We start from the raw sequence: 20,553 nt of genomic DNA on the forward strand, positions 1-20,553 counted from the left end.
GCTCGACCAGGGCACCGATGGCACCGACCAGCAGCGGCGCGACGATCAACGCCGGCCAGAAACCGATCTTGATGCTGATCGCATAGGCGAAATACGCACCCAGCATGTAAAAGCTGGCGTGCGCAAAATTGAGTACGCCCATCATGCTGAAAATCAGCGTGAGGCCGGAAGAAAGCATGAACAGCAGGAGCCCGTAGCTCAGACCATTCATTAAGGTAATAACGGTAAACTCCACACCTTGCTCCTAGAATGGATACGATAGTTCTGGTATTTTTTCTCGACGATGAACCGAAAGCGCTGAGTGCCACCTGATGGCGGCACTCTGTCCATAACTATCCGTTAGTCAGGGCGCTTCATCTGGCAGGATGAGGGCTGCGAAGCGACGTAAGTATCCACCTTTTTATCGGTCTTCCAGCCGTAGCCGGTATTTTCCTGGTCATACTTCACATCCTTGCCATTAACCTTGGTCCATGTAGTGATATACAAGGGCTGTTGCAGTTGATGGTCTGCCTTACGCATTTCGACTTCCCCATTGAGGCTGGCAAGCTTCATCCCTTCCATCGCGCGGGCGACTTTCAGTGGTTCTGTCGTATTTGCGTCTTTAAATGCTTTTGAAAGCATGGCGACTCCCGTATAAGTTGCCATGACGGTATAGTCTTCGTTGTGCTTTTTCTTGAAACCCTCAACGATGTTCTGACCAGTTGCACCAGGACCATTAGAGTTCCAGTAAGTTACCGTCTTGACGCGCCCCTCGCCGGACGCACCCATTGCGGTTGGAACCCCGGTAGTGCCAGCATAGTAAGTGTAGAAGTTAGCGGTTAACCCCGCTTCTTTGGAGGCCTTGATCAATAGTGCGAGATCAGCACCCCAATTGCCGGTAATTACCGTGTCAGCTCCGGAGGCTTTGATTTTTGCAACATAGGGGGCAAAGTCCTTCACTTGACCTATGGGGTGCAAATCATCGCCAACGATCTGTATATCTGCGCGTTTACGTTTTAAGTATTCTTTAGCCGCTTTGGTCACTTGATGGCCAAATGCATAGTTCTGTCCGATGATGTAGACCTTTTTTATGTTTTGGTCCTTCTCCATCAGCGCAGTCATGGCTTCCATCTTCATGTCGGAGTTCGCATCCAAGCGGAAATGCCAGAAACTGCACTTGTTGTTTGTCAGGTCAGGATCGACAGCAGCGTAGTTGAGATAAACAAGTTCCTTGCCGGGATTACGTTCGTTATGCTTGTTAACCGCGTCCACCAGCGCCAGCGCCGCGCCAGAGCCATTTCCTTGAATGATGTAACGATAACCTTGGTCGACAACGGTTTTCAACACAGTCAGCGATTCCTGCGGACTTCCCTTGTTATCGAAGCCGACAATTTCAAGTGTGTGGTTACCAGCCCACTTGTCCCTGTTTGCGATGTCGGCGATGTACTGCCAGCTCTTCAGAATGTTTTGACCGACTGGGGCGAACGGCCCTGAGAGCGGATCTATGAAAGCAATCTTTACATTTTCTGCATGCACTGTCGTTGATGCAGTAAACGCTATTGTGGCCGAGACAGCCATCATTACGGGGCGCAAATTGAATGTCATTTAAGTCTCCTTGTTGAAATGGTTTTCGATTTTTTATGCTTCACTATGCCGTTGGCATTTTGTGGTTACTGAGTTGATTACGAATTTCGTTCTTTAAGATTTTTCCGGTGGCACCAATAGGTAGTGCGTCTACAAACACGACATCATCCGGAGTCCACCATTTGGCAACTTTTCCGTTGAATGACGCAATCAGTTCGTCCCTGGTGACTTCGGCGTTGGGTTTCTTGACAACCACCAGCAGAGGGCGCTCATCCCACTTCGGATGGAATACACCGATGCAAGCGACCTGCTTTACTGCTGGATGGGCCATCGCGACGTTCTCAAGTTCAATGGAGCCAATCCACTCGCCACCTGACTTGATGACATCCTTGCTGCGGTCGGTTATCTGCATATAGCCCTCCGGGTTGATAGTGGCAACGTCACCCGTTGGAAACCACTCGTCCTGAAGTACGTTGCTGCCTTCACCTTTGAAATAGCTATTGATGACCCATGGTCCTCGAACCAGCAGATTGCCGCATGTCCTGCCGTCCCACGGAAGCTCGTTGCCGATGTCATCGACAATTTTTATATCGACACCACAGATGACATGGCCCTGCTTCGCCAGGATCGCGTCTCGTTCTTCAACTGAAAGCTGAAGATGATGACTTTGAAGCGTGCACACCGTTCCTAAAGGAGACATCTCGGTCATGCCCCAGGTATGAATCAGTTCAACACCATACATCTGGCGGAAGGCTTTCATCATCGCAGGTGGACACGCGGATCCTCCGATGACGATCCGAGAAACGCTTGCGAGGGTTAATGAGTTTTTCTCGACGTGTTCAAGCAAACCCAGCCAGACAGTAGGGACTCCTGCCGATAACGTTACCTTCTCTTGTTCGATCAGATCATAGAGCGACTTTCCGTCCAATGCCGGCCCAGGCAAAACCAGTTTGGCCCCTGTTAGCGGAGCGGAATACGGGAAGCCCCATGCATTGACATGAAACATAGGCACGACCGGCATGACTACTTCGCGTCCTGACACGCATAGCGCATCCGGAAGCGAAGACGCATATGCATGCAGGGTGGTAGAGCGATGTGAATACAAGACCCCCTTTGGGTTACCTGTCGTGCCCGAGGTATAGCAAAGTGTTGATGCTGCATTCTCGTCAAACGATGGCCATTCGTACTGATCGTGGTTCGCATCAATCAAGTCTTCATAGCACATTAAGTTTTCGATTCTCGTCACTGCCGGCATGTGATCGCGATCGGTCATTGCGATGTATCCTTTTACGGATTTACAGTGCGCAGAAAGGGTCTCGACAAGATGCAAGAAGCTCAGATCAAAGAAAACGTAGGTATCTTCAGCGTGATTTACGATGTAAGAAATCTGCTCAGCGTACAACCGCGGATTAATGGTATGGATCACTGCGCCTTTGCCGGAAATTGCGTAGTACAGTTCCAGATGACGGTAACCATTCCATGCCAGCGTAGCAACCCGGTCCCCCATTGCTACGCCAAGAATGTCTAGCGCATTCGCCATTTTGCGTGCACGCCGGTGACAATCGCGATACGTATAACGATGGATATCACCTTCCACGCGGCGAGAGACAATTTCCTTGTGGCCGAAATGGCGGTCCGCATGCTGAATAAGACTGGAGATCAGCATTGGTTGGTTCATCATCTGGCCCATGATCGGCCTTCTACGGTCATCTGATATATTGTCCGAGGTCATATCGCATTGGATTGTTGATACGGCCTACATTGGCCGTTGTATTTAGCGAAGTTCGTACGTGTAGGCGGTTGCATTACCGCGCTACCTTAGTACGCGAAATTTTTTCTTCTATCGTGCGCCTGCTGACGGTAGTTTCATTCAAGCGAATGCAGAATACTATGTACGCTCATACATTTTTTCGAAGAAATCGTGTGCTCATGTCACCGGTAGCTTCCGAAAATTTGATACGGACACTACCGTGTACGTACAACGACTCGTCTCATTATTTACTTGACTCCGGCGATGGTTTACCGGCATGCGTCATTCGATCAATGCATCGCTCTAATGAGTACGTATGCAGTCGTGCTACGACATGGAATTGACCAGCGCGTATGTCGCGGCAATACCAAGGGGTTAGCATCCGATTGAGTGACGTTACTGCCTGTGCGCTCCAGCATGTTTTCCCACGAAGTTATAGAGAATTGCCAGCATCGACCTGGCGAAGTGAAGACGATCGACCAAACAATCCGCAAACTGTGAAGTTATTTGGTAAACGGTAAACGCCTTGCCCCGCATCGATCTACGCTGTCTGTTTCCAGCTTATGGGCTGATGCGGATCAGACCGGCGACACACTGTAATTTCTCTGTGTCAAGTCAGTAAAACGGCGCTATAAACGATTGTCGATTTTCACCATTCTGTACACAGATGACGAGAATGAAACGGTCGATGTAGCCGCCCTTCTGCTTCTGGCCGGCCGACAGAGATCAAGCCAACAGAACGCCTGCCTTCCTTAGTTCCAGTCGATATTGATCCCAACCCGCTGCAGGCACGAATTCGTCCCGGCGATCCTTGATTTGATCCATCCGATCGAGAAGGTGCGCTACGGGATCGTCAGTCTCCCCAAGATGAATTCCTTGCGTCATCGTAATGTTGGCTGTCTCGAAACTCCCCGCTCCCGCTAGAAGAATCATACGAGTCGGAGCACCATCTTCCACAAGGGCGACTACACCGGGACTTACGGCATCCGGCTTAAGACCTTCTAAATCTTCGGCAGAAAGAATTCCTTCCGTCATGGCAGTTGCGGCGCTCGGTGCTAAACAATTGACTCGGATGTTATATTTTTCCCCTTCAAGCGAAAGTGTTTGCATCAGTCCGACAACTGCCATCTTTGCCGCGCCGTAGTTCGACTGACCGAAATTTCCATATAGCCCAGAGGACGAGGAAGTCATGACAATGCGACCATATCGTTGATCGCGCATATGCTCCCAAACGGCCTTGGTGCAATTTACTGCTCCCATCAGATGAACATCCAGAACCAGACGAAAATCGTCGAGGGTCATCTTGGAGAAACTTTTATCGCGTAGTATCCCGGCGTTGTTTACCAGGATATCCACGCGCCCCCATTCGCCTATAGCCCGCGAGACCATCGCTTCCATCTGCCCCATGTCTCGCACGTCTCCACCGTCTGCAATGGCAGCACCGCCGTCCCGGACGATCTGATCGGCAACTTCGCGGCCAGGTGCGCCCTGATGGCGGCCATTGATATCGTTAACGACCACTTTGGCGCCGTGCTTTGCCAGAGCAAGAGCGTGCGCGCGTCCTAAACCACTTCCTGCGCCCGTGACGATCGCAACCCTGCCGTCCAAATACTTCTTCATTTAATAATCTCCTGGATTGAAAACTTAATCTGACCCGCTAGGGCCGCACAGCATGTAATGGTTCTTATGCACTTAAGTTTCTCAAATGGTCTTGTGCGAAGCTATGTAGAACTGAACATTTTTATCTCGATTTAATGTGACAAGCAGACATCGTGATTGCAGTTACAGTAATATAGAGTGAGTGAATATATGCTGGTGCTTCTTCGATGCCAGTCGAGGGAATACTTGATTTAATCGTGATGCGTGTGACAAGTGAGATCCTTATGAACACCAGCCATCTGGCTCAAGAAATCGCTCTCGATCTTATCAACTTGTTACATCGGGATGCCTCTCTTGAAGACTTCAATGCTCGTCTTGCAGCCGTCGAGATGCTTCCAAGTGAAACCAGCGGAAAATCCACTGCACTTGAAACCGTAAGAAAGGCAATAGCTGTAAAGCACCAGTTGGAGCTGCACCAGTTAAGTGAGCAAGGCCTGCTCGCGACGGTTGACTCGGCGAAGGATCTTTCCAGCCGACTTGATCTGACAAGTTTGTTGAATGCCATTGTTAGCCGGGCCAGGAATCTCCTGGGATCTCATCTGGCATGGCTTACGGTCTACGATACGGAAGCGGAAGAATTTCGCGTGGTGGTATCTGACGGTGCCATATCTCTTGATACAACCAAGATGACAGCAAGCAGGACGCATGGCATCGCAGGCATGGTTATGACAACACGCCTGCCCTTCTATACCCCGAACTATTTGCTCGACAACCGTTTCCCGCATGATCCTATACTGGACAACACGTTCCGAAATGAAGGGGTGGCAGCGATGGCTGGGGTGCCATTGCTTTTTAATGACACCGTGATCGGTTTGTTGTTTGTCGCTGATAGATATCATAGGGCGCATACCGCTTTAAATATTGCGATACTTAGTACTCTGGCAACCCATGCTGCGGTGGCAATCAATAATGCAAAAGCATTTGAACATGCCAAGATAGCGCTTGAGAAAGCTGACCGGGCTCACGCCGAACTTGAGCGTCATGCAACTGACGTACAGAGGGCAGCGGAAGCACATGAACAGCTGACCTCATTGCTTTCCAAAGGCGCATCACTGAACACGCTAGTGCAAGCCGTGGCTCAATTACTGACAGGTAGCATCATCGTTCTGGATGAGGCTTTTCAGGTAATCAGCCGGGCTAACTCTCCAGAACACGCCGGAACACGGGCGGACGCTTACGAGCCTCACAATGCTCCTAGTACTCTCATCACAAAAGCGATAAGAGAGAGCCGTCAAGGCGGTCGCTCGGTGATCGCCTATGATGGCGACGGCCAAATATGTCGGGTAGCCGCTGTAATTGGAGGCAACGATCTTCTAGGAGCAGTGCTGCTCTTCCAGCGTGGAGAGATGAGTGAAGTATCGATTCGAACGTTCGAAAGAAGCGCTAGCGTTATCGCTATTGTGCTGCTGTCGCAGGAACGCATAGAGGCCAGTAAAAGCCGTGACATTTCTGCACTGCTGCGGTCACTAGTGGTATCCCATTCTGAGGAACGAGCATCAATACTGCAACGGGCGAATCGCCTGGGCCTGGATTTAACCCAACCGTTTTCTTTAGTCCTTATTGAGATAGAACACCCAAGGCCGGAAGCAGTGGCTCGCCGACTTCGGACCGGATCGCCGCTTTCAGAAGTTGTGCTCGACGAAATGGACGATGCAATGGTAATCCTATGTGCTACCACAAAAGTACCTGGCATTTTAAAAGAGTTTACCGCGATAGCTAAGCGTGAATTCAGTGGCGTGTTTCGCGGAATTTTATCGAAACCGGTACACGCCCCCGAGGCCGTTCCAGCCTTGTACGCTGCGCTAAGACGTGGATTACCGGTTCTTCGCCGAATTGGCGTTTCAGGAAAAGTTATTGATCAAAATCACATGGCATTGTACTCGGTGCTCTTTGAATCACATGATCAGGAAAGCTTGAAATCGTTTATCAACGCGTGCATAGGACCAGTTATTTCATATGATATTAAACGTGGTACACAGGTCGCAGAAACCTTGCTGAACTACCTGGACAATAATCAAAATGCGAGGCTGACCGCAGCAGGTCTGAAAATACATGTCAACACGGTCAGGCAGCGCCTGGCAAACGTTGACGAGCTTCTAGGGCATTGGAGTAGTCCGAACCGTGCTCTCGAAATTCATATTGCACTTCGTCTCTGGAGCATGTCGATACAGGAAACCTAGCTATGCAAAGGCGAGTACGGCCGAGTAGCCTGGAATATAAACGAGACGATTCCTATATCGACTTATCGTTGAATAACGCAACCGGTAACTCTCTTTAATATACAAACCGGATCTAAAAACGCTCGAAGACAGCCGCAATCCCTTGCCCTCCACCAATACACATCGTTACCAAGCCGTAACGCTTCTGGGTGCGGATCAGTTCATGGAGGCATTTCACAGTGATGATCGTCCCACTGGCACCAAGAGGATGGCCCAATGCGATCGCCCCGCCGTTCGGGTTCGTCTTTGCCGGATCCAGCTCCAGGCCGCGGCAAACTCCTAATGCTTGCGCGGCGAATGCCTCATTTGATTCGATGACATCCATGTCATCAAGTGTCAAGCCTGCACGCTCGAGCGCAAGCTTTACAGCGGGGATCGGCCCGGTGCCCATCAAGGATGGCTCTACACCCGCAACGGCATAGGACATCAAGCGTGCTAAGGGCGCGAGATTGGCGCGCGATGCGGCTTGTGCATCCATCAGTACACAAGCTGCCGCGCCGTCGTTCAAGCCTGACGCATTTCCTGCTGTGACCGTCCCGTGATCCTTTCTGAACGCCGGTTTAAGCGTGGCTAGTACTTCAGCCGTACTTCCTGCCTTAGGATGTTCATCCGTGTCAAAGCAGGTGGTCTTGCCACGACCGCTAATTTCTATGGGGACTATCTGGGATTTAAAATGGCCAGCGACAATAGCAGCCATTGCCTTGCGTTGGCTTTCGGCAGCGAACGCATCCTGCTCCTCGCGTGATATCTTGTAGAGATCGGCAACGTTTTCCGCGGTAACGCCCATGTGGCCTGCACCGAATGGATCATTCAACGCACCCAGCAGCATGTCCAGCAATTTTGCATCACCCATGCGGGTTCCCCAACGCGCGGCCTGCATGACATACGGCGCACGGCTCATTGTTTCGACGCCACCGCCGACCACAACGTCAGCATCCCCAAGTTGGATGGCATTTGCTGCGGTGATGATTGCCTGCAGGCCAGATCCGCAAAGCCGGTTCAGCGTCAACGCTGCAGATTGCTTTGCCATTCCCGAATTCAGGCCAGCTACACGCGATATGTACATGTCGCGTGGGTCACATTGGATTACGTTGCCAATGATAATTTGCTGCGCCGACTGCGGGTCAACCTTCGCGCGGATGAGTGCCTCTTTTACAGCAACCGTCGCGAGGTCCGTATTTGAAAAGTCCTTAAGTGATCCCCCAAAGGTGCCAATAGCTGTTCGCACCGCACTTACGATGACAATATCTTTTTGAATGCGCATTGAGATTCTTTTCTTTGACTAACTTTAACTTGAATGTGAGGCAGCTTTAATGGCAAGCCCTGTGCGACAGCACTACACAACGATGGAAGGAAGCCGACATGCCAAAGTCGGCGTGCACGACTTCCTTCACTAGCACTAAATCACTGCGAGCAGGTGAATGAAGAAGCCTGGTTTATATCGCCTGTACCGTTGTACTTGGGCCATTTTGGATAGTCACACAACGGTCGTGTACGGCCCGGGACGCCAGCGGTATCTGTGACCAACTCACTCGCCGGACCAGTTCCTTTTTCTACCCAGTTCTCAAGTGCGGTAAGGGAATCCCACGAAGCATTGAATGCCGTGCTCACTGCATGTCCATACCCCGCAACTTCATAATAGCGCGCGAACTTGTTCACTTCAGAGGGGCCCATCTTACTTTGAAGGCGCTGATAATAGTCAGCGGTGGCGCGGCTACTTACCAGAACATCGGACAAGCCGTGCGCCAGCAAAAGCTTGCCTCCTTTGGCAGCAAACGCATTCAGATCCACTTTCGTATCGAGCAGCGTACTGAGTTCGCTAATCCGTCCTGCCCAAGGTCCAGGGTTCTCGGGGTCAAGGGATAACGAGTCGAAGTTCGGATCCCGTGTTATGGAGTACTTTATCCATTGATCCACCAGAACACTGATGTATGGCGCAGTTCTTGGCACTGGCATAGTCGGCTGCGAGGTACCCAGTGCAAGGAAGGTGACCGTTGGCTGAAGTGGAGAAGGATTGGTAGTAATTCCAAGGTCTGCGCCCCAGACGTTGTAGCCTGGATAGTAAGTCTCGCCGCTCGCTAGTGAAAAATTAAAACGTGTATCGGTATTGATCGTTTTTAACGCCGCGATTTGCGCGTCCGATAAGCATGTATCACCGGTATCCGTTCCGCCTTCGCAGCGTAGAGGTTTGCCGTTGAAAATGGCGGTCGACGGATCAAAGCTTGCATTGCAACGCAGTTGGTTATTGATAAGGCCGTCCACTGCCCCATCCAGGCTATCACACGCCGCGATGGCCGCTTTATAAATCAAATCGCGTTTGGCCGGGTTTGGATAAGCACCTGGCTTGGCCAGTGCACGATTCATCCGGTGGCCTCCCAGCAACGCCGCCGCATCGTTCCAGGCTGGATACCATGCGATTGCCCCTTCCCAGTCCGCCGGCCAACGGGTAATTGCTGCTAACGCTTCACGTCCTCCGGTCGAGCCTCCTGCGAAATAGGACTGTTGAACTTTATCCACTGCATATCGTGCTTTGATCACATACATCGCCGCATCGCGCGTTTTCTTAAGCGCATCGCCGCCAAAGTTGCGAGTTGCCTCTTCATTTAATCCGAAAGAGCCATCCTGAGAACCGAATGCATTAGCCTGATGTCCGGAGTCGCTTGCGAATGTCGCATAGCCGCGGCCAAGTGGAGTAGGCTGATTAGTGGGGCCGGCCGGCACATTTCCGGTAACGCTAGGAATGCTTCCGTCGAATCCTCCGCCACCGAACATTACCACTTTGGAATTCCACGCAATTGGCAATGCCACCCTGAATTGGATGTTCGGCGCTGTTTTGTCTATCGGCGCAATGCTGCCTGTCACCAGACAGTGTTCCGGTATAGCGCTATTCCCGGTTCCACTAGCTGCAACTGCGGTCGCAGCCGTCACCGTTCCACCGGACGTTGGCAGTCCAATCGATGACGCAGGTATAACGGTCCCGGGCAGTTGCGCGCATGTGAGCGGCAATGCCGTTGATGTGTTTGGCGCAGCCAATTGCCCCGCATCCCCACCGCCCCCACCGCACGCCGCTAAAACTATCGCTGCCAGGGCAGAGCACGAAATTGGTAATGCAGTTTTTATATCTTTCATATTGTCTCCAGTAAAGAAATGTGCTCTGGCTGAGCACCCAACTCCTCTTGAGCAGTCCATTTAGCAGCGCGAGCCGCAGTCAAAGGCATGCTTCTTATGTGCGATGACGTAACATAGTGTTAAGCAGAAATGCTGTTGGGACAATGTTCACAGAACACATAGCTAAGGCCGGCGAGATGTCTCCACTCTCCATATCCTTAACAGAATGCAAGATTCAGAATTGCTCATTCTCAATTAATCTTTCGTTGGCAATGCAGGAATAAACTTGGAGACCCTGCGTATTATCAGTGCCTCAACCGGCACCTCATATCGCGTCACGTGTTCGACTGCCGGGATAGCGCCAGCACTTGCAACCAGCATTCGCCCACGACTTGAGGAAGGTCAAACATCATATTTCGACGGACCTCGGAAAACCGCCGGCAGTGGCGGTCGATTACATATCTGCGTGCCGGTACATGTGCGCCGGTGACATTGGCTTACAGATTTTCGAGCGGTAAATTGAACCCTGGAGATTTGCATTCCACCTCCACAACGAATTCCAATAAACAACCGGAGACAATCAATGAAGCTGTTCAATTCGCATGTAATGGCTGGTGCACTCTGCTTCGCCTCATTCTCGGCCGCGGCAGCGGTCCCGCTACCCGCGCTGAACGTAGACACTGCCAATATCACGGTATCGGGCCTGTCTTCCGGTGGAGTGATGGCAGTTAACCTGGGCTATGCGTATTCCGCGACATTTAAGGGCGTCGGCGTCTTTGCTGCCACCCCGTACCTATGCCAATACCACTACACCTACGAGTCGTGCCAGAACAAAAATGTCATCACGACGGCGATGCTGGATGCCATGCAGACCACGATCAACAACTGGAGCGGCGGAGCGATTGATAGCAAGGCCAACGTAGCGAACCAAAAAATCTACCTCTTTACCGGCACAAAGGACAACACGGTCGGCGTTAACCCGATGCTCGCCCTGCAGGAGCAATATTCCAACAATGGCGTGCCTTCTGTTAATTTAATCCAGGCGGCCAATACGGGACACGTGTTTCCGACTGACTTCACCTCGGTGGGCAACAACCCGTGCAGTACCTCATTTACGCCATACATCTCCAACTGTAGCTACGACGGCGCTAAAGCAGTGCTGACCCAGTTTTATGGGACGCTACAGCCGCGCAACAACGTACCCGCCGCAGCGAACTACCGCGAGTTCAACCAACGCGAATTCACGGGCAATCTGGGTATGGCGGATACTGGATGGGTGTATGTGCCAGCAGCGTGCGCCGCCTACGCCAAGTGCAAGTTGCACGTCGCAATGCATGGATGCACGCAGAACTACGCGACGATTGGCGACAAGTACATAAAGAACACGGGCTATACCCGCTGGGCGGACACCAACAACATAATTGTGCTGTTTCCGCAAGCCCGCGCAGACCTGAACTCCTATTCCACCGTCTCCAGCGGCATGCAGTCCAATGCCGGTGCTTGCTGGGACACTGTCGGCTTATATGGCCCCAACTATGCCCAAAAGAGTGGCGTTCAGATCTCAGCCATCAAAGCCATGGTTGATCGACTGAGTTCAGCCAGTTATTAAAGTACCGAATGCGCCCAACTAGGTCGTTAGCAGCCTCCCATTCTCTGACGAGGCGTGCTTGCAGCCAATTACCAGCCTGCCCAAATGTTTACGATTTCGGTAAGACAAACAATGCTTCGGGCAGCTCTGACATAGCACGGGGCGATCTAACCGGCAATCGGCATTAACTTTGCCATTGTTGTTGGCACAGGCAGGTGCCGCCCTTTATCCGGCAGAGGCCGAAGACCCTAACCTGTTGCCGATAGGTTAGCATCGATAGCAGGATAGTGACCTTAAAGATGCGAGGAATACGGAGCAACGTTTTTTCAGCGGTCGGTAGATGCCAAGCCGTTAACTTCGATATCAACGGTTCCTATTGGCACTGGCCTTAACGTTGATTTCACGTCTGCACCGTTTTGAACCATTATGAAGCCCGTGCCGACATATATTTGCTGAAAAGTTTGCATGGAAACCGTACGTTCCATGGGGGTGGAAAGATCCGATGCATGAATGGCGATGTACCGCTCAGCAGTATTTGAAGGATTAATGAAAATTGTCCTTTCCATCGTGCTGCCCCGGCTGCGTAGAGTACTCTCATCGAAGTAGCGAAGCGGCTTGAACGATGCATCGTAAGTTGTCACCCGTGGCAGGAAGATGGCGGTGTCATTCACCGTTCCTTCCGGATTGCTGGAGACCAGGATTGAGTATGTGCCCTTAAATTCCGGCAGACGGTATAACACAAAGAAAGACTTGGCGCCGTCAAAAAGAAAGGCCTGGCGAGTGCCATCAATCCGCAGCTGCTCTTTCTCTATTGGCAAAGGAAGTAATGCCGCATCTTTTAGTGTAGTACAGCACGACGCCGCCTTCTCCAGCATCTGCTTACCGTCGATTGCGACTTGCGTGCCCGTCGTTGCGCATGCGGTAAGCGTGGCGACGGTGAACGTTGCGGCAAAGAACAATGGACGCATGGCGCTTATTGTTTCAGGTCCGCTGCAATTTGGGCGGCAATCGCTTCAAGACCGATATACAACTCGTCCCGCGTGCGCTTAGGATCGCCGACAAGTTCATCCATGTTCTGGAAGCGCCCTTCTTGCTTTCCCGGTAGATGGACTGTTTTGGTGCCGGGGAAGTTGTAGCCATAGGTGATCGTGTCCTGATAGAGTTTCGCGCCAGTCTTTACGTCAGTGCTTAGCACGCGCACCACAACGTAAGGGTAGTAGTCAGTCGTAGGGCCCGCAGCTACGTACATGCCATGCACGCTGACTGTTAACAATGCATCAGTGCTGAGCTTGGCGCGAACAGTATTGTGCACTTCTTTGTCTTCGATGGTTTTTGCGACCGGAACGATTTCGGTCTGATAGCCGGCAGCCCCGAGTGACTGCGCCAGCTTCTTCGCGAACAGGTGCTGTAGCTGGGTCTGTGCAGGGTCTAGTGCTGCAGTTAACTTGCTGCTCTTTACTTGCATGTCAGCGGCAGCGATCAAGCCACCGACCAAACCAAAGCTAACTCCTGGGTGCGCAATGATATTGACATCGTAGGTTTCCTCGCCGGTGCGTTCGGTAACGGCGATGGTCTTGATATTAGTGGCAACTTCTTTATTGAAAGCTTGTTTTTCAACAGTGGCGCAACCCACCAACGACACGGAAAGAAGGATTGCGGCGATTCGGGAAGTGAACATATAAAATCGGTGAAGAGATTGATTGACGACTTCCGGCAGCATGGGCTTCCGGAGCCGCATCTTCGGCAATGGGGCTTACTGGCTTAAGGCCGTATTTAACAGTTCGCGGATTCTAGCAGCGAAGTAACTGCTTGTATGTCACATGGAAACAACGCTGAATTTTTGCTATTAACTCTATGCCACTAGAGAAAACTCAGACCTGATGGTCGTTGCACACCTTTATTTAAAGGGGGATAAAGCGGGACCGCATATGACTGTATAAGCATTTCGCAGCATGTTTTTACCGCTGCCGGGCCATATGTTGATTTTAATTGTCCGGCCGGATACCGGATTGGGCGTCCACTGGTAGAGCTTTATCGACCCGCCATCAGATTGCTAACGTAAGCGGGACGCCAGCAATGGTTTCATGGCTCGCACGTTTCGATGCGCCAAGCCGATAAGGAAAACATATCGCGAGCTTTTGACAATCCGGTTCATACGCAAGTAAAAACTGGAGAGACCGAAGCTGGGGTTACTAAGGGATGAATATCTTTTATTGCGGTCAAACATACCTGCTCATCTAAGGATTATCTGAGAACGACTCACTTAGGATTTGACTAGAGGCATGGCCAAAGCTAGAGTGCAACGGTTTTGTCCCTCTGATGTCCATGCCTACCATCTTCGTCCACAGCTTGTTATACCTGCTTCCCTCGATCGCAGTCGCAATCCTGTTGTCTCGCCTGGCAGGACGGGTGTATCTCTTTGCCATATTGACCTTGCCTGGTACCTTCATGCATGAACTGCTGCATTGGCTGGTAGGGGGCATGTTCGGCGCCTGCCCCACATCGATCAGCATCATTCCCAGGCGCGGTCGTGGAAATGAATACACGCTAGGCGCAGTCACTTTCACCAATCTCCGTTGGTACAACGCAGCGCCTGCAGCACTTGCGCCGATGCTTATTCTCCCTGCGGTCGGTGCCATCGCCTTCTGGCGCGTCCACGGTGGATGGCGTTATGAACCGCTCGATATCGCGCTTTGGTTAAGCTTGGGTCCACAGTTGCTCAGTTTCTGGCCTTCGAATGCGGATTGGGGACTAGCACTACGCTCGTGGCCAGCCGCCTTGGTCATTGCCGCCGCTGCGACGGGTTACTGGGCTGCGGTTCATTGATTGGTCAGGCTTCACAGTCATTGCTCAGAGTTCTTCGTCAGAGCCCTTCTGTAACACTTTACGTCTTCGCCGCCTACTTCAACAGGCTTGCACGACTGGCAATCACGGCCATCACCAGGCTTAAGCTACCGACGAATCCAATGGCGGCCTGCATGCCAAACGCCTCTGCCAGCGTACCAACCACAGGTGGTCCCATCAGGCTGCCGCTATAGGACATGGTAGCGACCGCGGCAAAAGCCATCGGACCCTCCTTGCCAGCCGCACTATAGACGAAGGGGAAAAGCAATGCCAAACCAATACCGGCCGCTGCAAACCCGGCCAGCGCAAGCAGCGCATTGGGAGATAAGACAGCGAAAAACAAACCACCTGCAGAGAGCAACGCACCATAACCGACCAGTGCCCGTGCGCTGAATTTTGCCTTCAGTTCATCGCCCATCAGTCGTGCCACCAGCATCATGACGGAGAACATCGTCAATGCCAGTGGGGCAAAGCCGTCACTCACCGCAAAGTGATCCTTCAAGAAGACGCCGCCCCAGTCAGCGATGCTTCCTTCGGACATGGCGCCGAGAAATCCGAGCGCACCTAACCAGGCCAGCGGTCCGCGTGGCAGGCAGAAAGCTTTGCGTTCAATGGCTACCGCTTCGTCCTTCACCTGCAGGGATTCGCTTGCAAGCTTCAGAATCAGCGAAAGCGGCATCGCAATGAGCAAATAATGCATCAGCGGTGCGATATGCAACGTCGCCATTACACTCCCCAACGCAGCGCCGCCGAGCCCGCCTGCACAGCCCCATGCATGCAGTTTAGACATCTCGGATTTGCCGGTTGCCTTTTCGAAGCCGGTTGCAATCGATTGAAGGCTAATGTTTACGCAACTGGCGACGATGCCCAGCATCAGAACCGATACCATCAATAGCGAGACTGAGGGTGCGGCACCAATGCAAAGCAGAACACCAAGTAATGCCTGGCACGCGTAGTACGCGGTCTTGCGTGCACCAAGTGATGACATCAGGCGTGAAGAAATCGGTTGGGAGAGCAAAGCCCCCAAGCCGCCACATACCAGAACCATCGATAGTTCGGAATGCGAAATCTGCAAACCTTCACGCAATGCCGGAATACGGCCTGCCCATGAGCCCATGGACATGCCGAATAGAGCAAACATCGCGGGCAGAGAAAGCCGCTTGAAAGATGAAGAATGGAAACTTGAAAGTAAGGAGCTGGAATGCATCATTGAGGAATATTGTTGTTTGTCAGCAATACCCCTGTGACGCATGCTCTCAAGTAATAGTTTCTCGAAAGAAGTTTATATCAGACATTCATCGCACGAATGTCTCGCCAGGAGATACTTCGCGCAGCGCGCGTCGAAGCGCACGAAGGTGATGCTGCCCGGTCCGCGTTTGTGCTGTATCAAATGCACACCCGAGATTCAGTAGCAAATTAACACCGAGCACACGGATAAAATCGCCTGACCGATTCCAACCTGCCTGAGTGGTGGTCCGGTATCACGGATCGAGCGAGATTTGAATTTCTGTTATGACCTCCATAACAGTGCCGCTGAAGGTGATTTAGGCCATCATGAAAACGAATGATGAGCGGGTAGCATTCCCGTTCGATAGCGAACTTCCTGGTGCAGTACGGTTTCGCATAAAGCCGTCCAGGCCAGGCACGCGGAAGCTGGCTGCGTCTAGCCTCCACGCGGACAAGGCGGCCGACATCGATAGCCGTTCCGATCCGCTGCTTCCACCGCAAGCCCCTGCCACGCGTCCCGGGGCAGATCGCGTTAACGCTGCGTCACCGGGGGCAGGTCCGTCTTGGGGCATTCTGTGGACTTCTTTTTCCAGATATTTGTCTATCGCGGCGTACATCTGCATTGCTGCAGCGGCTTTCGGTGCGTCCGTAGGCTACTACATCGTGTCGTTTTCATCCCCATCATCACCTTCCCAGACCTCTTCGCTCCCGAGCAGTCAAAACTCCGTAGTGCAACAGGAGCCGTCCGCCTCCGAAAAGATGGCGTTGAAGATTGCGGAAATGCGAAGAATCGCTTCCGAAGAATTACAAAGTACAGAAAGCCTTGTGGAAGATGCCAAAACAATGCCGTCTTTTACCCATCCGAGTACTTCCCTGACACATTCCGACGACGGCAGTACAGGCGTCGCCACAGCGCCCGGTACGTCGCCTGCCCGATCATGCTCCGCAGCATCCATGGCCCTTGCCTTGTGTGGAGAAAAATAGCATCAGACCTGAGTACCACCGAAAGAGGGAGGCAGTCTATGAAGCATTTTCGTTGGACCCTGTGCGTCTTGTTGATTGGCTGGACGTCCGCGTTCGCCCAGGTCGATTACAAAATCGTCACTGCGTCTGAACGCGGCACCTACATACAAATTGGCCGCGACCTCGCGAAGTGGGTTGGCCAGCCCGCGAAGATTAATCTGGAAGCGCTGCCGTCCAACGGCTCCGCTGAAAACGTACAGCGCTTGCGCTTCGAACCTGGCGTCAAGTTGGCCTTGGTACAGTCCGATGTGTATCAAGCTTTTGTCGATCAGGCCGCCGCCGGGAATGTGACCGCAGGCAAGCTGATTAGCCCCTTGCGAGTGATGTTGCCGCTCTACGATGAAGAAATCTATTTCGTCACACGCGCCGACTCTCCCCTCACCTACATCCATGAACTCAAGGATAAAAAGATCAATGTAGGTCCTGTAGGCAGCGGCACGGCACTCAGCGCAACCACACTCTACCGGCTGATGTTTTCGACACCATTGCCCGAGTCAAACGCGAGCTACTTGTCCAATGAAGACGCCTTACGAAAGCTGATCGATGACAAAACACTTGACGTCGTCGTCATTGTTGCCGGCCAGCCCGCGAAATTGTTTTCCGATATGGCACCGGAAGCGCGACAGTACATCAAGCTGTTACGGCGGGACGATAAAGCGCCGGAAACAGAACGTGCGGAGTCGACTTACTTTCCAGCGACAATTCGTAGCAAGAGTTATCCCTCCTGGATGGCGGAAGATGTGCCTACTCTTTCGGTGAGAGCATTCCTCGTGACTTACAACTACGACACCCAGGCAACCCAGAACAATCTCAAGCGGTTTGCCGAATCGCTGTGCGCCAACTTCGATAATCTGCAATCCCAGGGCCACCCAAAATGGCAGGAGGTACAGTTAAAAACGCCGCCACTCGGTAAAGGCTGGAAGTACTACGCGCCGGTCGAGAAAACCTTGCAGTCCTGCGTGGCGCAACGCGGTCGACCTGCCCAGGCCGCCGCGCCGGTGCCGGCGACAAAAACTTGCAATCAGCAGGAAAAAGTGCTTGGTCTTTGTAGGATGTGAAGCGCTATCGATCGATCTGATGGCCGCTGGATGCGGTGGCCGAAGACCAATCTACTTAAGTGGCTCGCTACGCCATATCTCTTGCGCATATTCTGCGATCGTTCTGTCAGAAGAGAATTGTCCCATTCCCGCAATGTTGTGGATTGCCTTGCGATGCCATTGCTCATGGTCGCGGAATAGCACATCAACCGTATCCTGCGTCTGCACATAACTCGCATAATCTGCCAGCAAGAGGTAGTGATCTCCATAGTTGACGAGCGTATCGAAGATATGATGGAAACGATCGGGCGCCTCCGGTGAAAAGTGACCGCTACGGATCTGATCCAGGACCTGTTTCAGTTCCGGATTCGATTCATAAACCTGGCGCGGCTGGTAACCGTGTACCCGGATCTCTTGAACCTGCGCAGCCGTATTACCAAAGATGAAGATATTGTCCTGCCCGACCTGTTCCAGAATTTCTATGTTGGCGCCGTCCAGGGTGCCGATCGTGAGTGCGCCGTTCAATGCAAACTTCATATTGCCGGTTCCTGAAGCCTCGGTGCCTGCCAATGAAATCTGTTCGGACAAGTCGGCCGCCGGAATGATGATTTCAGCCAGACTGACACTGTAATTGGGAATGAAAACGACTTTAAGCCGGTCACCTATTCGCGGGTCGGCGTTGATCGTCGTCGCAACATCGTTGATCAGCTTGATGATCGACTTGGCGGTGTGATACGCCGACGCAGCCTTGCCCGCAAAGATAACCGTCCGCGGCACCCAGTCGCCGTCAGGGTTTGCAAGGATACGCTGATACCGTGTGATCACATGCAGCAGGTTCAGCAATTGGCGCTTGTATTCATGAATACGCTTGACCTGGATATCGAACAACGAATCCGGATTAAGTACGATACTCAGTCTGTTAGCCACCCATTCTGTAAGCCGCAGCTTATTGCTTCGCTTCGCATTGCGTATAGCGCGAATGAAGTCATGATCATCAGCTAGCTTTCGCAGTTCAGCCAGCTTGTCGAGGTTGGCCCGCCATTGAGGCCCGATTCGCGCATCGATCAGTCCTGCCAGTGCAGGATTCGCCTGTGCCAGCCAGCGGCGCGGCGTTACGCCATTGGTCTTGTTCGTAAAGCGTTCGGGATAGACCTTCGCAAAATCGGCAAAGATGGATTGCTTCATCAATTCTGAATGCAGTTTCGATACGCCATTGACCTTATGGCTGGCGACAACCGCAAGGTAAGCCATGCGCACCTTGCGTTCGCCCTGCTCGTCGATCAGCGACAGACGGCGCATCAGGTTGATGTCTTTTCCGAACTGCGCAGTCACGCTGTGCAGGAATTCGGAATTGATATCGAAAATGATTTGCAGATGTCGCGGCAGCACGCGCCCAAGCATGTCAACCGGCCAGGTCTCGAGTGCTTCGTGCATCAGCGTGTGGTTGGTATAGGAAAATACCTGTTGTGCAATTGCCCATGCGTTCTTCCATGGCACGCCATGCTCATCCATCAAAATGCGCAGCAATTCGGGAATCGCCAGCACTGGGTGGGTATCGTTGAGGTGCACAGCAACGCTTTCGCAAAGCCTGTCAAACCCGCTGTGCGATGAAAGGTGCCGATGTATCAGGTCTTGCATACTCGCGGATACAAAAAAATATTCCTGGCGCAAACGCAGTTCCCGGCCCGACTGCGTGGAATCGTCCGGATAGAGCACCCGAGATACATTCTCCGAATGATTTTTGCGCTCTACCGCACCAAAATAATTGCCCTGATTGAAGGCGGATAGATCGATCTCGGTAGTTGCCTTCGCCGACCACAGGCGTAGCGTATTGGTCGAGTCTGTCGCATAGCCAGGAATAATCGTGTCGTATGCCATCGCAAGCACGTCCTCGGTGCCGCTCCAGCAAACCTTGTCACCATGCTGCTCCGTGTAGCCACCGTAGCGTACCCGGTATTGCACCTCTGGCCGGGGAAATTCCCACGGGTTACCATTGGTCAGCCAGTAATCCGGCGTTTCGATCTGGTTGCCGTCGACGATCTGCTGGCGAAACATTCCGTAGTCGTAACGGATACCATAACCAATGCCGGCAATACCGAGCGTTGCCATCGAGTCCAGGAAACAGGCAGCGAGCCGGCCCAGGCCGCCATTGCCCAGTGCGGCGTCGGGCTCGAAGCTGACAATTTCATCGTAATTAACCTTGAGTGCCTCAAGCGCAGATCTGATTTCTGCCTCTATCCCCAGGGCGAGCATTGCATTGGTGCAGGTTCGCCCTATCAGAAATTCCATTGAAAGGTAATAAACCCGCTTGGGGTTCTGGACATGCTGAGCCTGATTGGTTTTCATCCAGCGTTCGATCAGATGATCGCGCACCGCCAACTCGGTTGCCTGCAGCCATTCCTGTGGAGTCGCGAACGCCGGATCTTTTCCGATTGAATAGGTCAGCTTGCTGACAATAGCGTTCTTGAGATGCAGTGCATTAGAGTTTGCCTGACCAAAGTTGATTAAATGATTCATAGATCCCGATCTTCAAGA

General features: G+C 52.3%; 13 protein-coding genes and 1 pseudogene. 4 read left to right on the forward strand and 10 right to left on the reverse strand.

The window, feature by feature from the left end; all coding sequences use genetic code 11:
* The 4 genes and pseudogenes from ACFQUU_RS12350 to ACFQUU_RS12365 all read right to left on the reverse strand — a co-directional run.
* Positions 1 to 235: pseudogene (locus tag ACFQUU_RS12350) on the reverse strand (branched-chain amino acid ABC transporter permease); the annotation flags it as partial.
* A 104-nt stretch (positions 236 to 339) separates the two neighbouring features.
* Positions 340 to 1,584 carry a branched-chain amino acid ABC transporter substrate-binding protein gene (locus tag ACFQUU_RS12355; RefSeq protein WP_382247456.1) on the reverse strand — a complete coding sequence of 415 codons (1,245 nt, stop codon included), beginning with the start codon at positions 1,582 to 1,584 and terminating at the stop codon, positions 340 to 342.
* A gap of 43 nt (positions 1,585 to 1,627) precedes the next feature.
* The gene (locus tag ACFQUU_RS12360; protein ID WP_382247458.1) at positions 1,628 to 3,253 is read right to left on the reverse strand and encodes a 3-(methylthio)propionyl-CoA ligase; all 1,626 of its coding nucleotides are present in this window, start codon (positions 3,251 to 3,253) and stop codon (positions 1,628 to 1,630) included.
* 786 nt (positions 3,254 to 4,039) lie between these two features.
* Positions 4,040 to 4,933, reverse strand: a complete 894-nt coding sequence (locus ACFQUU_RS12365) for an SDR family NAD(P)-dependent oxidoreductase (RefSeq protein ID WP_382247460.1) — start codon at positions 4,931 to 4,933, stop codon at positions 4,040 to 4,042.
* A 263-nt stretch (positions 4,934 to 5,196) separates the two neighbouring features.
* Between ACFQUU_RS12365 and ACFQUU_RS12370 the strand changes: the two genes are divergently transcribed.
* Positions 5,197 to 7,152: a helix-turn-helix domain-containing protein gene (locus ACFQUU_RS12370; protein WP_382247462.1), complete on the forward strand. Its 1,956-nt coding sequence runs from the start codon at positions 5,197 to 5,199 to the stop codon at positions 7,150 to 7,152.
* A 112-nt stretch (positions 7,153 to 7,264) separates the two neighbouring features.
* Here ACFQUU_RS12370 and ACFQUU_RS12375 read toward each other — a convergent pair whose 3' ends face one another.
* Positions 7,265 to 8,449 carry an acetyl-CoA C-acyltransferase family protein gene (locus tag ACFQUU_RS12375; protein ID WP_382247982.1) on the reverse strand — a complete coding sequence of 395 codons (1,185 nt, stop codon included), beginning with the start codon at positions 8,447 to 8,449 and terminating at the stop codon, positions 7,265 to 7,267.
* A gap of 146 nt (positions 8,450 to 8,595) precedes the next feature.
* Positions 8,596 to 10,320 (reverse strand): tannase/feruloyl esterase family alpha/beta hydrolase, encoded by a 1,725-nt coding sequence (locus ACFQUU_RS12380; protein WP_382247464.1) that lies wholly within the window; start codon positions 10,318 to 10,320, stop codon positions 8,596 to 8,598.
* A gap of 562 nt (positions 10,321 to 10,882) precedes the next feature.
* Here ACFQUU_RS12380 and ACFQUU_RS12385 point away from each other — a divergent pair.
* Positions 10,883 to 11,908 (forward strand): hypothetical protein, encoded by a 1,026-nt coding sequence (locus ACFQUU_RS12385; protein ID WP_382247466.1) that lies wholly within the window; start codon positions 10,883 to 10,885, stop codon positions 11,906 to 11,908.
* Positions 11,909 to 12,213: 305 nt separating this feature from the next.
* Here the strand turns inward: ACFQUU_RS12385 and ACFQUU_RS12390 are convergent, their stop codons facing one another.
* On the reverse strand, positions 12,214 to 12,855 hold the full coding sequence (locus ACFQUU_RS12390) for a hypothetical protein (protein WP_382247468.1): 642 nt from the start codon (positions 12,853 to 12,855) through the stop codon (positions 12,214 to 12,216).
* 5 nt (positions 12,856 to 12,860) lie between these two features.
* Complete coding sequence (locus tag ACFQUU_RS12395; RefSeq protein ID WP_382247470.1) at positions 12,861 to 13,607, reverse strand: hypothetical protein; 747 nt, start codon at positions 13,605 to 13,607, stop codon at positions 12,861 to 12,863.
* 605 nt (positions 13,608 to 14,212) lie between these two features.
* Here ACFQUU_RS12395 and ACFQUU_RS12400 point away from each other — a divergent pair.
* Complete coding sequence (locus tag ACFQUU_RS12400) at positions 14,213 to 14,713, forward strand: hypothetical protein (protein WP_382247472.1); 501 nt, start codon at positions 14,213 to 14,215, stop codon at positions 14,711 to 14,713.
* Positions 14,714 to 14,786: 73 nt separating this feature from the next.
* Here the strand turns inward: ACFQUU_RS12400 and ACFQUU_RS12405 are convergent, their stop codons facing one another.
* On the reverse strand, positions 14,787 to 15,983 hold the full coding sequence (locus ACFQUU_RS12405) for an MFS transporter (protein ID WP_382247474.1): 1,197 nt from the start codon (positions 15,981 to 15,983) through the stop codon (positions 14,787 to 14,789).
* A 997-nt stretch (positions 15,984 to 16,980) separates the two neighbouring features.
* Here ACFQUU_RS12405 and ACFQUU_RS12410 point away from each other — a divergent pair.
* On the forward strand, positions 16,981 to 18,039 hold the full coding sequence (locus ACFQUU_RS12410; protein ID WP_382247476.1) for a TAXI family TRAP transporter solute-binding subunit: 1,059 nt from the start codon (positions 16,981 to 16,983) through the stop codon (positions 18,037 to 18,039).
* A 51-nt stretch (positions 18,040 to 18,090) separates the two neighbouring features.
* On the opposite strand, the gene ACFQUU_RS12415 is transcribed toward ACFQUU_RS12410, so the two are convergent.
* Complete coding sequence (locus tag ACFQUU_RS12415; RefSeq protein WP_382247478.1) at positions 18,091 to 20,535, reverse strand: glycogen/starch/alpha-glucan phosphorylase; 2,445 nt, start codon at positions 20,533 to 20,535, stop codon at positions 18,091 to 18,093.
* Between the last annotated feature and the right edge of the window lie 18 nt (positions 20,536 to 20,553).

The organism is Herbaspirillum sp. GCM10030257, from assembly GCF_042666555.1.
Lineage (GTDB): Bacteria > Pseudomonadota > Gammaproteobacteria > Burkholderiales > Burkholderiaceae_D > Noviherbaspirillum.